Origin of the sequence: Dorea formicigenerans (assembly GCF_025150245.1) — a bacterium.
GTDB classification, from domain to species: domain Bacteria; phylum Bacillota; class Clostridia; order Lachnospirales; family Lachnospiraceae; genus Dorea; species Dorea formicigenerans.
This window is the reverse complement of sequence record NZ_CP102279.1, coordinates 1,001,749-1,017,844: the sequence shown is the minus strand read 5'-3', so window position 1 is coordinate 1,017,844 and position 16,096 is coordinate 1,001,749. Positions and strand designations below refer to the sequence as shown.

The following is a 16,096-nucleotide window of genomic DNA, read 5'->3' as shown; positions in this document are numbered from 1 at the left end:
CACGCTTATGTTTTTATTGTTTTGGGATAAAAAATACAGTATGATAATAGTTAGATGTTGCTAATCGACATATGGAGGTACATAATGTGAGTTCTACATTTAATAAAGACTGGTACAGTGATAAGGCAAAAATTATCAAGCAAGATGAAAATTTTATGATTATAGATTATGGGTGTCAAGGGAAAGGAATTGTTACAAGTTACACGCTTTTTGATGGTATTCAACTCTCTTTTTTGGACTTTGATACAGACATAAGTATGCCTTCTCAAAAATTCAATCCTAATATTATTTCAATTACACATTGTCGCTCTGGACGCTATGAATGTGAGTATGCCAATCATACAGTTTCGTATTTACCAGAGGGATATTTTAGTGTGACTGGAACACAACATTTACCAGTTTCTTTCTCGTTTCCATTAAAAAAATATTATGGACTTAGCCTTGTGATTGATAAACAATCCTTATCAGAAGAAATCAAAAAAATGATGGAAACTATTCCGCTTAACCTTGATAAAATTGGTTCAACATTAGGGATTGAGAATAATGGATATTTAAGTTCCACTCCACCTAAATTACATCATTTATTTTCTGAATTATATGAAGCACTTAACATAGAACAATTAGGATATTTCAAAATTAAAGCAATTGAATTACTTTACCATATAGACCAGCTAACTAAAAATCATGGCTGTGATTTCAAATATTATGATAAACGTCAGATTCAAGCTACTAAAGAAATTCAAACATATATGATAACTCATTTAGATGAACGAGTATCGTTAGAACAACTCGCCTTTCGGAATCAAATTAACTTATCACTGTTTCATAAAATTTTTTTACAGATATATGGTGACACACCATATTCATATTTAAAGAAATATAAGATGAATATTGCAGCACATTGGCTTTTAAATGAAAATATGAAAATTGGAGATATAGCGGTAAGTCTTGGATATAATAATGCTAGTAAATTTGCAATAGCATTTCAATCTGTTTATGGTATTTTACCGAAAGATTACAGAAAACAAAAATAACACTTTTGGGCTATTTTTACCCAAATATACTAGAGATGGAGTAGAAGAAAAATAGTATTTCCTTTAGAATACGTGGTGTGGTTAGATTAAGCTAACCCACCACGTATTTTATATTTAAGGAGGATTCGTACTATGGCAAACAAAAAGCCAAAACAAAACAAACCCAAAACGGGTTTAGCACGATGTTTAGAATTAGCTTCCAATAAGAAAGGATTAGTATTTTTATCGGCTATACTTTCCTCGTTAGCGGCTATAGCGTCGTTTGTTCCGTATATTGCGGTATATTTTATTATTAGTTCCATTTTAAAAGTCTATCCTAATTTAGAATTGCTGGATATGAGCAAGGTTATGAATTATGGCTGGATAGCTTTAGCTGGTATTATTGCTAATATACTATTATATTTTTTAGCAATTTTCAGTTCTCATATGGCAGCATTTGGAACACTTTATGAATTAAAACTTCACTTCGCAGAACATATTACCAAAATTCCTTTAGGTTATCACTTAACCATAGGTAGTGGTCGTTTAAGAAAAATAATGGATGAAAACATTGAGAGCATTGAGGGTTTCATTGCACATCAATTTCCAGATTTTGTTGCTTCTGTAACTGCGCCTATTGTTATGGTTATTATTCTACTGGCTATTGATTGGCGATTTGGTATTGCTTCATTAGTTGGAATTGTGCTTGCTTTTGTCGTACAATTCAGTGGATTTGGTAGCGGAGCAATGAAAGAAAACATGGGAAAATATCAGATCGCATTGGAAGATATGAACAATGCTTCTGTAGAATATGTTCGTGGTATGCCTGTTGTGAAAGCATTTAATCAAACAGCTTCTTCATTTGCTCGTTTAGAACATGCTATTAAAGAATACACAGAATGGGTTCTAAAGTTCTCTCTAGGTTGGCAAAATTATATGCCAGCGTTTACTACCATCATTAACAATATATATTTGGTTATCGTTCCTGTAGGTATTTTGTTAGGAGCTAATGCACAAGATTATAAGAGCTTTACTATGACATTTATATTTTACTTGCTTTTTGTTCCGGCAATCGCTGGTATTTTAAACAAAATAATGTATATCTCTGAATCATTTATGCAAATTGACGGAAATGTAGCAAGAATGGACGAAATTTTCAATATACCTGTTCTACCACAAACTACCAGTCCTAAAAAAACTCAAAAAGATGATGTTGTGTTTGATAATGTTAGCTTTACATATACAGGAAAAAAAGAAGAAATGGCTATTGAAAATGTATCTTTTAAAGCCAATCAAGGACAAATAACAGCTATTGTTGGCTTATCTGGTGGTGGAAAAAGTACAATTGCAAATTTAATTTCACGCTTTTGGGACGTTACAGAGGGAAGTGTAAAAATCGGCGGTGTTGATATAAGAGATATTTCAGAAAAAGACTTAATGAATCATGTTAGCTTTGTATTTCAAGATATTTTCTTATTCAAGCAGAGTATTTTAGATAATATTCGCATGGGAAATCCAAACGCTACAGAAGAACAAGTCATTGAAGCCGCGAAAGCTGCACAATGCCATGAATTTATTTCAAAACTTCCTAATGGCTACAAAACTGTATTTGGAACAAAAGGTATTCATCTTTCTGGCGGTGAGCGTCAACGTATCGCTATTGCTAGAGCTATTATCAAAGATTCCCCTATTATTGTTCTTGATGAAGCAACTGCATTTAGCGACCCAGAAAATGAGTATTTAATTCAAAAAGCATTCGAGAAACTTATGCAGAATAAAACAGTTATTATTATTGCTCACCGTTTATCTACGATTCGTAATGCTGACAAAATTATTGTTATGGAAAAAGGTCATCTAGTTGAAGAAGGTAAACATAATGAATTAGTTGCTGCTGGTGGACGTTATTCGCAAATGTGGAACCATTACACAGAAGCGGTTGATTGGAAAATCAGCGGAAAGGCGGTGTAATAAAGATGAAAAAACTAAAAGAGTTTCTTTTTCTATCAGATAAAGGTTATAAAGATTTAAAAAAAGCTATTGTTGCTTGTACGATAACAAATCTAGCCTTAATGCTTCCGTTTTGTGTTACAGTAATGTTATTTAATGAATTACTGAACCCGTATGTAGGAAAGCAAATTGCATGGAATCATATATGGTTGCTTTGGGGAATTGGAGTTGTTTCTGCTGTTTTGGTGTTTTTAGCAGCAAGAAATGATTATAGAAAGACATACATTGCGTCTTATCAAGAATCAAATAAAACAAGACTTAATATTGCAGAGCATTTAAGAAAATTACCAATGAGTTTCTTCAATACAAAGGATTTGTCAGAATTGACAACTAACATGATGTCTGATTGTAGCAGCATGGAATCAATGTTAAGTAGTACAATTCCACCTCTCATTGCAAATGGTATTACTGTTACTCTTACTTGTATTTTACTTGCTTTCTTTGATTGGCGTTTAGCGTTATGTATGTATATTACGCTGCCAGTTGCATTTTTGATAATTTGGTTAAGTAAGAACTATCAGAAAAAATTATTTGAACGACAAGTACAAGCAAAGCTAGACGCTTCTAGTCAAGTACAAGAATACCTTGAGGGAATGAAAATTATTAAATCATGTAATTTAAGTGGTTCTCACTTTTCTGCTCTTAACAAAGCATTATTATCTATGAAAAAGATTGCTGTGAAAGTAGAAATGATTTGTGGCGTATTTATGTCGAGTGCAAGCATGATTTTGCAAGCCGGAATTGGTATTGTCATTTTTGTTGGAACAATGTTGTTAGTTAAAGGTGAAATAGAACTGCTCCCATTACTAATGTTCTTTTTGATGGTTACTCGTATATATGGACCAATTCTTGCGATTCTTTCACAATTAACTACATTACTAAATCTTAATGTTGTTACAGAAAGAATGCGTACTCTTTTAAGTACATCTGTAATGCAAGGAAATGATAAAGAAATTGAAAATTGTGATATAGAGTTGGAACATGTTACATTCAGATATAATACAAAAGATGTCATTAAAGATGTGACTTGTAAAATTCCACAAGGAAGTATCACCGCATTGGTAGGTTCATCTGGAAGCGGGAAAAGTACAATTTCAAAATTGATTGCAAGATTTTGGGATATACAGAAAGGTACAATTCGTGTTGGTGGTAAAGATATACGAACAATGGAGCCAGAAAGTCTTATGCGAAAAATGGCTTTTGTATTTCAAGACGTAACATTATTTAATGATACTGTTTTTAACAATATCAGTATTGGAAACCCTAACGCCACAGAGGAAGAAGTTATGGCGGCTGCTAAAGCTGCATACTGTGATGAATTTGTGCGTAATATGCCAGACGGTTATCAAACTGTTTTAGGTGAAAATGGTAGTACATTATCTGGTGGTGAAAGACAAAGAATATCTATTGCACGTGCTTTATTAAAAAATGCTTCAATTATTTTTTTAGATGAAGCAACTGCTTCTCTTGACCCGGAGAACGAAGTTTTAGTGCAAAAGGCTATAGCTCAATTGGTTGAAAACAAAACAGTAATTATGATTGCTCACCGTTTAAGAACAGTTGTAGACGCAGACCAAATATTAGTATTAGATGATGGCAAATTAGTTGAATATGGCACACATAATGAATTGATGAAGAAAAAAGGTGTATATCAAAAATTGTATCATATTCAGCAAGAAAGTCTTGGGTGGACAATTTAAAAACTGATTGAATCAAATATTTAAGAGGTGATAATAATGTGACATTGGGAAAGTCATTAGAAGATTATTTAGAAACAATACTTATACTTAAAATCAAAAAAGGCATGGTTCGCTCTATTGATGTGGCTGATTATATGGGATTTTCAAAGCCTCGTGTAAGTCATGCAGTAAAGCAACTTAAAACACAAGGATTCCTACTAATGGATAATAATGGTCAATTGCTTTTAACAGACAGTAGGCAGGCTATGGCTGAGAAAATTTATGAGCGACATTGCTTTTTTACAAAATATCTTACAGAAATGGGTGTAGACCCAAAACTAGCAGAATCAGACGCTTGCAAACTGGAACACGTAATCAGTGACGAGTGTTTTCAAAAATTAAAAGAATCAACTCGTATAGGGAGTGAAAAAGAGGAAGTTTAATCTTCCTCCACTTCCCTAGATTTAATAATTCCGTCAGCGACACTTTCCATGATAACTAAATCTTTATCAGACAGGTTATCAAGCTGCTTTTCTAACTGTATTCTTCTGGTGCTTTTCGCCAGATCAGAAGCAGGAAGAAAAAAAGCGTCTACTGATACATTCAATAAATGAACAATGTCATAAAGCACTTGTAAACTTGGGTGATGCCCCTTATTTTCAATATTTGTCAGATAACGTGGGTCAATCTCAATCATTGCTCCCACTTGTTCACGGGTTAGACCCTGTTTCATACGAGCTTCTTTGATGGCAAGACCAAAAGCTCTGAAATCGTACTTATCTTCTTTTTTACGCATATGTAATCACCTCAATACATTTTACTGTTCCTGTTGATTTTCTAACAGGTATAGAAAAACGTGTTATATGGTTTGTCAGTTCCTAGTGTGTTAAAAGAACAAAATTACTGTTATACGGTAAATAAAAAAAACCGTTATCGGCAGTAACCTTTTTGCTTATCCAAAAATATTTCTGATTTGATGGCGGTCAAGATAAAGCCGCCGTTTTTCTTTTTCCTCAATTCGGTGGATAAATCATATAAGGTTTTTTTGTTTTGCGGCTCTAGGAGGTAGCCGCATTGAAAGAATCTCATAATCGACATTTTATGACATACCCTTTATTGTCAAAAAAACTGAAATTACCATAGCAGGACAATACACCCTTGAATGTGGTTTTTTACATCATATAACAGGTACAAATGATAAAGCACAAGAACGCTATACAGCCTTTTCTCTTGTGCTTTTTTCGTGCGTAAAAATATTTTTCAAGTTCATTTCTGAAAACGCAACAAATAGCTGCTGCGTGGGTAGCTACTGTGCGGAAAGGGGGATAGAGGGAAAACACCCTCATCTACTCTCACGCAGAAAGGAGGTGAATCAGCATGAAGTCATCTTCTTTCCAACAGGCTATTCAAGCACAGTTTGATTGCCTTACAAAGAAAGTCATTAAAAGAGCAGCAATGAAGTATAACCGTGATATTTCAAGACGCTTGAAACATGAAGTTCCGTTTTCTGAAATTTCAGATTTGGAATTGAACAAAGCAGGCGTTTATGACAAGTATTCCAGCGATTATACAGCGTTCAATGTTCTTGGCATGGAAGTACAAGTATCTGACGACCAGTTAAGCAAAGCACTCAAATGTTTGCCAGAGAGAAAACGCAATATCATTTTGTTGTCATACTTTATGGATATGTCTGACGCAGAAATCGGAGAGCTTATGAACGTGGTACGCACTACTGTTTACCGTCACAGGACAAGCACTCTGGAAGAATTACGAAAAATGATGGAGGAGGAATAAGCATGGACAAAGACCAAAAACATATACCGTTTGCTGTGATTGTGGCGGCTACGAATGGTGATGAAACTGCAATACAGGAAATCTTGGATTTCTATGACGGGTACATATCAAAGTTGAGCTTACGCAAATTGTATGACGAATACGGTAACGTCTACATGGTAGTGGATTCTGAATTAAAAGGCAGAATACAGGCAGCAGTCATGGATATGATTGCAAACTTTGAGATAGTCGTAATCTAATCATTCAGACGGGCGGAGCATTTTCCCCTTTCCTCTGCTCCGCTTGTCAATCTATGAAAGTCCATTATCTAGGTAGTGGATTTTCATAGACTGGCAAATACAGTCGGTAGTTCTTTGACAACTGAATAAAGCAGTCAGATACGTTTGATATGCAGCGAGCCAGCGGAAATTGTACGCCATGACCTAAAAAAGCGAGCGATTCATGCAATGATCCGAGAGCGACTTGTGGAATGGTCGTTCTGCCATGACCTGTATATCTGAATAATGATACACTCGCATGGTGCGGTTCTGCTCATAGGAATGAGAATGGTGAAAGTCCAGTGGAGCTTCCAAAGCCATCTGACTGCTTCGGAAACACACAGTAAAGGAGGTGCATAAGGCAAAAATTTTGCAGTCTGTATGTCAGATATAAGCTGCTGATAATCTATCTCTGATATGGTATACTTTTAACTATGATTAGGAAGAAATGCTGTATTAAAAGGGGTAGAAAGTGATATGAAGATATTGTATGTTACAGATTTACACGGAGATAAAAAGAAGTACAGAAAGATTCTGGACGTAGCCATTGAAAAGGAAATCAAAGTCATTGTAAATGGCGGGGATATGTTACCAAAACAATGTGACCGCCACAGTGAGCAATCGTTTTTTATCAATGGATTCCTTGATGAATATTTTGAGGAACTGAAAAAGCAGGACATCACATACCTTGCCATGCTTGGAAATGATGATTTACTGGCAGCAGATGAAATGTTTGACAATCTTTGCGACAGATTTGAAAATGTCTGCAATATAGCTGGTAGGAAATTTTCTGTCAATGGATATGAATTTATCGGCATGAACTATATTTTAGACCATCCGTTCGGTTGTAAAGACAGGGTTGTTACAGAAACACATTATATTCCGCAGCGTCAGTTAAGTCCTGTAGCCGGAATCTCTAATGCTGTTGATTATGACAGGATTTACAACTGGCTGGAATATTCCAGAACAGAATTACCGCATATGTGTGATGTGCTGAAGAAACTTCCATTGCCGGACGATAGACAAAAAGCGGTTTACGTTATGCACATGCCGCCTGCGGGATTGAGATTAGGACAGTTGCGCTATCAAGATTTGGATATAGGCTCTGTTGATATTTACGAATTTCTGAAAGAAAAACAGCCACTTCTTTCTCTGCACGGACATATACATGAAAGTCCTGACACAGAGAAAGGAAAGTGGATAAACCAGATTCATCAGACAACCTGTATTCAGACTGGACAGACGGAACTTAATGACAAATACATGGTTTATGCGGAGATTGATTTGCAGGAAAAGAAGTATGAACGCAAAGTAATCAGTGTAGATTAGCAGAAAGACACCAGAAATGGTGTTTTTTTGTTGGAAGAAATGAGGTGGGATTATAGGAAAAACAGTACAGTCCAATACAATAAAAATAGGAAATACGACCTTTTATGTAACGTCAGTGTTCTCCGGTACAGTGGATTTGCAGCATTTGATTAAAAGGCTGATTCAAAAGGAAATCGAGCAGGAAAACAATGGATATTAAATTGAGAACAGTGTAATAAGCGGCTGAAAATAATTAAGTAGCGTGGTATAATATTAACAGGATATAAGTTGTTTGTTTGCTGTTGGAAAGGAGTAAAAATGACGAAACAGCAAGCAAGATTAAGAGTTAGATTATATGCACGTTTATCCAAAGATGATGGTGACGCTGATAAAGAAAGCAACAGTATCACAAACCAGTTGCAAATGCTCCGATATTATTCAAAGGAAAAAGGATTTGAAATCATTGACGAGTATGTAGATGATGGCTATTCCGGCACAACATTCAACAGACCGGATTTAAACCGCATGATTGAGGACGCTATGGAAGATATACAGCCTAGTGGAATCATGGTAAAGGATATGTCAAGGTTCGGTCGCAACAATGCCATGTTCATGTATTACGTGGAAGAAATCTTCCCGAACAATGACATTCTCTTTATCGCACTGAATGATGATGTTGACACAAGATATGAGGATAACGAGATGATGCCATTCAAATCTATTATGAATGAGTATTATGCACGTGATACCTCAAAGAAAATCCGAAGCGTCAAGAAAACAACTGCTTTAAGTGGCGGGTTCTGCGGTTCATTCGCTCCGTATGGTTATAGGGTTGACCCGAACAATAAGCGTAAACTACTGATAGACCCGGAAACAGCGCCTATCGTCAAGCGTATTTTTGAAATGTCGAAACAGGGAAACAGTGTTCATCAGATAGCAAGAACATTGTGTGAAGAAAAGATTTTGATTCCGAGAGCCTACAGAGCAATGAAGAATGGCACGCTGGAAACAAGCACAGGGTTCCGATTCCCTACCGACTGGGTTGGAAAAAATGTTAAGATGATTTTGGAAAATCAAGTGTATCTCGGTCATATGGTATCGCACAAGACACAGACAAAATCATTCAAGAACAGAAAACTGGTAGCGGTTCCTAAGGAAGATTGGATTGTTGTAAAAAACACCCATGAAGCTATCATTGATGAAGAAACCTTTGAACTGGTACAGAAATTCATCAGTGTAAAGAAAAGACCAAATAAGACTGGACGACCAAATATGTTTGTGGGGCTTGTAAAATGCCCGGACTGTGGACGCAATATGGCGTTCTCCAATCCAAACGGGAGAGAGCCGAGATTTCGTTGCAGGACATATGCCAGAAACAGCAACCTCTGCACAACTCATGCAATTTCCTATGACGCATTAGTGAAGATTGTCATGGACGACATTCAAAAGCATATCAAGAATATGGAAACATTAGGCGACCAGTTCATTGAAGAAATGAGGGTGTTGAGTGAATCCGGCGGCGGTAAGAAAATCAAGCAGTTTAAACAGGAATTGGAACTGGCAGAAAAGCGTATTGCTGAAATTGACAGTATCATAATGAAGCTGTTTGAGCAGAATGTAGCAGGAAAGATTTCTGATGGACGTTTTGAGAAAATGTCTGTAACTTATGAAAATGAGCAGAGAGAACTTGAAGAAAGGCGTAAGGCATTAAAAGAGAAAATCGAAGCCGAGGACTACAAGACGAAAAATACAAACAAATTTTTAGAAACCATACGCAAGTATGAAAATGTAACAGAGTTAAACCGTTCTATGCTGGTTGAACTGATTGACAGTATATATGTGTATCAAGCAAAGGGAACCGGCAAAGAACGTACTCAAAAAGTGGAAATCAATTATAGATTTCTTTGTGAGTCCCAATGTGGTATTGCATGACGGAAATGGACGAACCGGGCGTATGATTCTCTTCCGTGAATGTCTCTATCACGGCATTGCTCCATTTATCATCGAAGACGCTAATCGTCCAGAATATCTCGATGCCCTGAATTCATACCATCAGGGAAAAGACGTGACAGCATTGACTTCATTATTTCAAAAAGAACAGGAATACTACTGGAATCGTTGTCAGTACTTTCTGGCAGAATAAATGTATACTATAAAAGTCAGGAGATTTTGCATCACCTACACATTCTCCTGACTTTTTACATTTTCAATATTAATTTTTACGCAACTTTCCTCATTATTCAGGCGGTCATATATGACATTATTGATGCAACCACTGTTAACTGCTTCTAATTCCAGATAATTTCGGATATCATCAACATCTCTTTGTATACTTCGTTCATTTACTCCATATTCATTGGCTTCGGCTGCTTTATTTACAATGTACCCGTTCAGTAATTTCGTATAGATTCCGAGAACACGCTCGATTTTGCCATTCTTGTATTCTTCCATATTGCTCCTCCGTATCGGCTCATTTCTTATGCCATTATACGTTTTGCAAATGTCAGAAACTGTCTCTCTGCAAAAGTTTTTCTATAAAATTGCTATTTTCTTCCACCTTAATCAATCAAATCGTTCTGAAATCTGGACAAATGTTCATATGGCAGAATGAGGCGCCCACGATACAGTCCGCAGCCGTCGTTAATCAGGCTGTTATTCATTGCTGCGAACATATTAACATCAAGGTCTTTTAAATCTAAATTAAAAAGTTTCATTCCGCGCTCGTATGCCTCATCGAAGTAAATGCATTCCCCTTTTGGAACTGCATCTCTTCTTGCTCGTTCATGCTCCTGACGCTTCTCATACCCCAAGTGATTCGCCGGTCCGATTTCCGCGATGTCGTCCATTTTCTTTGTTCGAAGCTGCACTTCCATATAGCTTCTGGACGTATTATCATAAAATGTGATATGTAAAGACTGATAACCGTACATGGTCGGGTTGGATATGAAATCTCTGTAATATGGCTTTACTTCGCCGTCCAGCAAGCCTGATTTACTCTCCCGGACTCCTTTTGCCGGCTCGGCTGTAAAGCCGCGTTCTTCCAGAAATCCCGGCAGCGCATTGGCTATCTGATAAAGATATTTCATCTCTTCCTCTTCGAGATTCTGTCCCGGCTTCAGATGACATTTCGGCAATGCAATTACAATCCGATATGCGATAATATCCCGAAAACAGCTCAGTTTTTCTTTTAAATCTGCCACAGCCGGATATGTTCCATGTTCCTCATAATAATTATAAATGTATTCCACAATGTAGCCGTTGAATTTTTCTTCTGTACGTATCAAAGATTTGATTCTTCCACGAAATGTAAAGGCGAGAAATGGAAATTCTTTTGCCATGTACTTGTAAAATTCCCGGATTTTCTGTGACTGGGAAGTCAGGAAATCGTTGTGCTCCAGCATTTCCTGTACTTGAAGGAGACAATTGCTATGCACAAGGTCGATTTCATTATGTGTCCGCTTTGCTTCTTTTCTCAAATCTGTCATATAATTTTGTATAATTTTAAAGATCGTATCCCCGGAATATAAATAATCGTTTAATGTAACCATCTGTCAGTCTCCTTTACTCGTCTGGATTCAATGGATAAATGCTGTATCTACTGCATTTCTCATCATCAACCGAATCTCTTCATCGGTAATTCTATAATGCTCCTGAATAAATTGCAATTCTTTTGTCATGGTTATGTTGCTGACGGTCCGGTTATCTGTGTTGATCGTCACCTTGATCCCGTTGTCCAGGAACTCCCGAAGCGGATATTGACTTTCGCTTTCTACAGCTTTCGTCTGAAGATTGCTGATCGGGCACATCTCGACACCGATTCCTTTTTCCCGGATCATTTTCTGGACTTCTGAATTACCTCGCATGGCGATTCCATGTCCAATTCGAAGTGCTCCTGCCTCTACGGAATCCAGAATGTTCTGCACGTTTCCACACTCCCCGGCATGAATGGTAAATGGCATTCCAAGCTTTTTTGCTTGTCCAAATAACTCCATGAATTCTGACATCGGATAGATGGCCTCAGCTCCTGCAAGGTCTGCCGCGCACACACCATTTCCAAGGTATTCTCTTGCTGTCCGGATCATACGGAGATTCTCCTCATAGCTGTGATGGCGCATGGCACAGGTAATAATGCCATAATCCACACCGAACTCATTTTTTCCACGATTCATCCCCCGAATGACTGCCTCTATCACCTGACCGCAGCTTAAGTTTTCATTTTCTGATAAAAGCGGGGCAAACCGCACTTCCGCGTACCGGACATTTTCCTGACTCATACTTTTTAATACGTCATACCCTGCCAGCTCCAGTCCTTTCTCGTCCTGCAGACACTGTCCCGGAAGATCGAATTTCTCCAGATATTCCTGAAGGCTCTGGCAGTCATCAGATACATGAATTTCAGAAGGCTCTACTTTTCTTCCAAGACGGCTTTCCAGAAATTCCCGACTCAGTGAACCGTCCAGGTGACAGTGCAGTTCTATTTTCGGCAATGCTTTCAATTCTTCCAATGTCATAGCTTATCCCACTTTCTTTTATCATCTAACTTAGCCTCATTATAAAACAAAGGCTATCACTTTTCAGCAATAACCTTCATTTTTCGACAATTACTTCTACTGTATATGCCGCTTTTATTTACATTTTCAAGAAGATTCCAGGATCTCTGATTGCTGTTATCGCTGCTCTCCTGTGTCGTTGCCGACGGTATGATTAACGGAAAGCACCGCTCCGATATGGAACTGGTCGCTCAGGGAGCCGGTAATATTGCATCCGCACTGTTCGGCGGTATCCCGGCTACCGGTGCAATTGCAAGAACTTCTGCCAACATCAAAAACGGAGGTCGTACCCCGATTGCAGGAATGGTACACTCCATTACACTGGTCATCGTTCTTGTGGTTCTGATGCCATATGCCGGGCTGATTCCGATGCCGACTATCGCAGCAGCACTGAATCGTGCAGAAGAAATTATCACGATTTCATAATACCAGCTGATTGCTTCATACTAACATCATTTGTCAACCATTATGTTACACATGGTTGACATTTGTTTTTTTGCATGTTAAAGTATGTCTTGTATAAAATTTCAGAAAAATGAATTACTCAAGGAAAGAGAGGACTTCTAATGATTTCAAATCAAAATACATCTACGGATCCGCAGCTTTCACGCGAAGAAGCAATTGAAATACTCAACACGCCGGATGAAAATCTGGATGAGCTGATTGCTCGGGCTGAAAAACTGCGTCAAAAATACAAAGGAAATCATGTAAGTATCCACATTCTTACTAATGCCAGAAGTGGAAACTGTTCTCAGGATTGCGCTTACTGTGCTCAGTCCTGCCGTTCAAAAGCTGACATTGATAAGTACAAATGGGTCGCAGATGAGAAATTATATGCAGACAATGACTTTGTCAACGAGCATCATTTGTCACGCCACTGTATCGGACTTAGTGGGATGAAATTTACCGATGCAGAGATTGAAGAATTGGCTGAAAAAATTCGAAAAATGAAAGAACAGGGAACACACCTGTGTTGTTCTATCGGTTTTCTGACAGAAAAGCAGGCATTGATGTTAAAGGAAGCCGGACTTGACCGCATCAACCATAACTTGAACAGCAGCCGTGCTTATTATCACAACATCTGTTCCACTCACACATTTGAACAACGCGTTGCTAATATAAAAATGCTTCAAGGGCTTGGTTTTGAAATCTGCAGCGGCGGCATTATTGGTATGGGCGAAAGCAAAGAAGACGTGGTAGATATGTTACTGGAGCTTCGCGAGATCCGACCGGAGGCACTTCCAATCAACTTCCTTCTTCCAATTCCGGGAACACCTTTAGAGCACGCCGATATGTCCGCTCTCACAACTGCTTACTGTATGAAAGTCCTCTGTCTTGCAAGACTTTTAGTTCCACAGTCCGATATCCGCTGTGCCGCAGGACGTGAGATTTATTTTAAAGGAGAAGAAAAAAATCTGCTCCGCGTCGTTGATTCCATATTTGCCTCAGGATATCTTACCGCTGGCGGACAGGGAATCAAAGATACAATCCAGGCAATTGAAGACGCCGGATTCACTTATGAGATTGAGTCCGCTTAATAAGTTTAACGTCTTTGCACATCATTAAATAATAAGGAGAATTTTACTATGACACATGACAATACAAATACACAGACATTTCGAAAAACAAGTACTTACGCTATGGTCGTAACCGCACTTATGGCAGCTGTGACCTGCATTCTCGCACCATTATCTGTTCCAATTGGTCCGGTGCCAATTTCACTTACTAACTTTGCGATCTACCTGTCTCTCTATCTGTTAGACTGGAAAAAAGGAACTTTAAGTTACCTGATCTACCTGTTGCTCGGATTGGTAGGGCTTCCGGTATTCTCCGGATTCACAGGTGGACTGGCAAAACTGGCAGGTCCGACCGGCGGATACATCATCGGATTTATTCCAATGGCAATCATCGCAGGTATTGTCATCGACAAATTCACCAACCGTGGAATCCAGATCCTCGGAATGATCGTCGGAACTGCAATCTGCTACGCATTTGGAACAGCATGGTTCTGCTTCCAGTCCGGATATACAGTAGGCGCAGCACTTGCAGTCTGTGTCATTCCTTTCATTCCTGCGGATCTGTGCAAAATGGTCATTGCAATGATTATCGGACCGATGGTTCGCAAAAGACTTGGAACTGTAGCACAGCAATAATTACACCAGATGATTTTATAAAAGCATTATATTTTTTGCTGGAAACAATTTCAATTTCCACACTTGCAACTCTTCAGATTTTTTACAAATTGATAATCTAAATACCCTGAAACTATTCTGTCTGCGATGACAGAGGAATTTTATTCATAATCGAGTAGGAGGGCGTGTGAAAAAACAAGAGTTTTTTCATGCGCCCAAAAAACATACTCTCCGTATAATTACGGATTTCCTTATTTATCTTTACTTCCAATCATAGCACCTCCTTTTTGAGCACAAAAAAATCGCCACCTACTGTGAAGTGACGATTTGTGTATTTGATATTCTGTTTTAACGGATAAGCCAACTGTAATCTTTACGGCAGTCAAGGATATAATCCACGTAAACCGTATCATCTTGGATTTGGTAAAGAACGAGATACCACTTTGCAACAAACATCTTATGATATTTATTCGTCGGTATATACGCTTCTTTAAAAAACGGAAAACGCTGCGGCATACGTTCTAAAGAACGCATTGCTTCCATAAGCTCTTGCTTCTTCGTTTTGGCAGCATCTTTATTAACCTGTACCATAAAACGAATATGTGTTCCCAACATACGCTTTGCCCTGTCGGAAACAATGACTTTATATTTTTTATCTGACATAGGCTTATACCTCTGCGATTACGTCATCAAGGTAAGCGTCGATCTCATCAAGAGTGCAGCCGTTTCTTCCTGCTATTCTGTCTTCTTCGACAGCAAGCAGTTCTTCTCTTAGCTTCAGCATTTTTTCCCGACGGTTATAAGTTTCAATATCCATAACAACCAAATCTCCTTCACCGTTCTTTGTAAGGAATATCGGCTCTGCCGTTTTACGACACATATCTGCAATCTCGTTGTAGTTCTGGCGGATTGCTGCTGATGGACGAATATTCATATTTGCACCTCCTTAAAACAGTTGTGATAGTAATATTCTAACCATATTATACTCATTTCATACAACTAAGTCAACGGATATAGAAAAATTTACATGTTATTGGCACCCCAAATCTGTGTTTGTCGTGTCATTTCAATCTTCTCAAGTTCCTTGATTGCTGCCGGGACTGTCATATAATTCTGTTTCTTCTCAAGCTTTTCGTTTTACGCAAAGTTGAATGTGTCATCGGAATCACTGATAATGACAAACATGGCTGTTCTCTGATCGCCGATCATATCCAGTTCCATTTCGTCATACGACATGATTTCTCGAAGCTCCTGAATATCAAATGGTGAAAGTCTGGCACCACAGGAAATCATACTTCTTCACCCGTTAGAAACGTGCACCGCAAGGCTCACATAAAAAAAACAGAACATATAACA

General features: G+C 38.0%; 18 protein-coding genes and 1 pseudogene. 12 read left to right on the top strand and 7 right to left on the bottom strand.

The annotated features are described in order from the left end of the window. Nucleotides 1-86 precede the first annotated feature (86 nt). The 4 genes from NQ560_RS05140 (at nt 87) to NQ560_RS05125 (ending at nt 5,142) form a co-directional block, all read left to right on the top strand. A complete protein-coding gene (locus NQ560_RS05140; protein WP_008788620.1) occupies nt 87-1,034 on the top strand; it encodes a helix-turn-helix domain-containing protein in 948 nt (315 codons plus the stop codon). A 132-nt stretch (nt 1,035-1,166) separates the two neighbouring features. Beyond that, a complete protein-coding gene (locus tag NQ560_RS05135; protein ID WP_005335600.1) occupies nt 1,167-2,981 on the top strand; it encodes an ABC transporter ATP-binding protein in 1,815 nt (604 codons plus the stop codon). A gap of 5 nt (nt 2,982-2,986) precedes the next feature. Continuing rightward, nucleotides 2,987-4,720 (top strand): ABC transporter ATP-binding protein, encoded by a 1,734-nt coding sequence (locus NQ560_RS05130; protein ID WP_005335599.1) that lies wholly within the window; start codon nt 2,987-2,989, stop codon nt 4,718-4,720. A gap of 38 nt (nt 4,721-4,758) precedes the next feature. Further along, on the top strand, nt 4,759-5,142 hold the full coding sequence (locus tag NQ560_RS05125; protein WP_005335597.1) for a metal-dependent transcriptional regulator: 384 nt from the start codon (nt 4,759-4,761) through the stop codon (nt 5,140-5,142). Here NQ560_RS05125 and NQ560_RS05120 read toward each other — a convergent pair. Continuing rightward, nucleotides 5,139-5,495, bottom strand: coding sequence for a helix-turn-helix domain-containing protein (locus tag NQ560_RS05120; RefSeq protein WP_005335595.1), 357 nt, complete (start codon nt 5,493-5,495; stop codon nt 5,139-5,141). The two genes, NQ560_RS05125 and NQ560_RS05120, sit on opposite strands and share 4 nt — an antisense overlap. Before the next feature lie 581 nt (nt 5,496-6,076). On the opposite strand from NQ560_RS05120, the gene NQ560_RS05115 reads away from it, so the two are divergent. From NQ560_RS05115 to NQ560_RS05095, 5 genes are all read left to right on the top strand, one after another. Then, on the top strand, nt 6,077-6,493 hold the full coding sequence (locus NQ560_RS05115; protein WP_005335591.1) for a sigma-70 family RNA polymerase sigma factor: 417 nt from the start codon (nt 6,077-6,079) through the stop codon (nt 6,491-6,493). A gap of 2 nt (nt 6,494-6,495) precedes the next feature. Next, nucleotides 6,496-6,732, top strand: coding sequence for a helix-turn-helix domain-containing protein (locus tag NQ560_RS05110; protein ID WP_005335589.1), 237 nt, complete (start codon nt 6,496-6,498; stop codon nt 6,730-6,732). Nucleotides 6,733-7,227: 495 nt separating this feature from the next. Continuing rightward, nucleotides 7,228-8,079: a metallophosphoesterase family protein gene (locus tag NQ560_RS05105; RefSeq protein ID WP_005335585.1), complete on the top strand. Its 852-nt coding sequence runs from the start codon at nt 7,228-7,230 to the stop codon at nt 8,077-8,079. A 297-nt stretch (nt 8,080-8,376) separates the two neighbouring features. Beyond that, on the top strand, nt 8,377-9,990 hold the full coding sequence (locus NQ560_RS05100; RefSeq protein WP_005335581.1) for a recombinase family protein: 1,614 nt from the start codon (nt 8,377-8,379) through the stop codon (nt 9,988-9,990). Continuing rightward, nucleotides 9,977-10,201: a hypothetical protein gene (locus NQ560_RS05095; protein WP_040015658.1), complete on the top strand. Its 225-nt coding sequence runs from the start codon at nt 9,977-9,979 to the stop codon at nt 10,199-10,201. The genes NQ560_RS05100 and NQ560_RS05095 overlap by 14 nt, the downstream gene beginning before the upstream one ends. Before the next feature lie 35 nt (nt 10,202-10,236). Here NQ560_RS05095 and NQ560_RS05090 read toward each other — a convergent pair whose 3' ends face one another. The 3 genes from NQ560_RS05090 to add form a co-directional block, all read right to left on the bottom strand. Then, complete coding sequence (locus NQ560_RS05090; protein ID WP_005335577.1) at nt 10,237-10,509, bottom strand: hypothetical protein; 273 nt, start codon at nt 10,507-10,509, stop codon at nt 10,237-10,239. A gap of 107 nt (nt 10,510-10,616) precedes the next feature. Then, nucleotides 10,617-11,606 (bottom strand): nucleotidyltransferase family protein, encoded by a 990-nt coding sequence (locus NQ560_RS05085; protein ID WP_005335575.1) that lies wholly within the window; start codon nt 11,604-11,606, stop codon nt 10,617-10,619. Nucleotides 11,607-11,633: 27 nt separating this feature from the next. Next, entirely contained in the window at nt 11,634-12,569 is a 936-nt protein-coding gene (gene add, locus NQ560_RS05080; protein ID WP_005335574.1) for an adenosine deaminase, read from the bottom strand. A 159-nt stretch (nt 12,570-12,728) separates the two neighbouring features. On the opposite strand from add, the pseudogene NQ560_RS05075 reads away from it, so the two are divergent. The 3 genes and pseudogenes from NQ560_RS05075 to NQ560_RS05065 form a co-directional block, all read left to right on the top strand. Further along, nucleotides 12,729-13,001, top strand: a pseudogene (locus NQ560_RS05075) (SulP family inorganic anion transporter); the annotation flags it as partial. A 173-nt stretch (nt 13,002-13,174) separates the two neighbouring features. Beyond that, nucleotides 13,175-14,146, top strand: coding sequence for a biotin synthase BioB (gene bioB, locus NQ560_RS05070; RefSeq protein WP_005335570.1), 972 nt, complete (start codon nt 13,175-13,177; stop codon nt 14,144-14,146). 48 nt (nt 14,147-14,194) lie between these two features. Then, complete coding sequence (locus tag NQ560_RS05065) at nt 14,195-14,761, top strand: biotin transporter BioY (RefSeq protein ID WP_005335568.1); 567 nt, start codon at nt 14,195-14,197, stop codon at nt 14,759-14,761. 327 nt (nt 14,762-15,088) lie between these two features. Here NQ560_RS05065 and NQ560_RS05060 read toward each other — a convergent pair whose 3' ends face one another. The 3 genes from NQ560_RS05060 to NQ560_RS05050 form a co-directional block, all read right to left on the bottom strand. After that, on the bottom strand, nt 15,089-15,403 hold the full coding sequence (locus NQ560_RS05060; RefSeq protein WP_005335564.1) for a type II toxin-antitoxin system RelE/ParE family toxin: 315 nt from the start codon (nt 15,401-15,403) through the stop codon (nt 15,089-15,091). A gap of 4 nt (nt 15,404-15,407) precedes the next feature. Beyond that, a complete protein-coding gene (locus NQ560_RS05055; RefSeq protein WP_005335562.1) occupies nt 15,408-15,674 on the bottom strand; it encodes a type II toxin-antitoxin system Phd/YefM family antitoxin in 267 nt (88 codons plus the stop codon). Nucleotides 15,675-15,877: 203 nt separating this feature from the next. Beyond that, a complete protein-coding gene (locus NQ560_RS05050) occupies nt 15,878-16,033 on the bottom strand; it encodes a hypothetical protein (protein ID WP_005335560.1) in 156 nt (51 codons plus the stop codon). Nucleotides 16,034-16,096 lie beyond the last annotated feature (63 nt).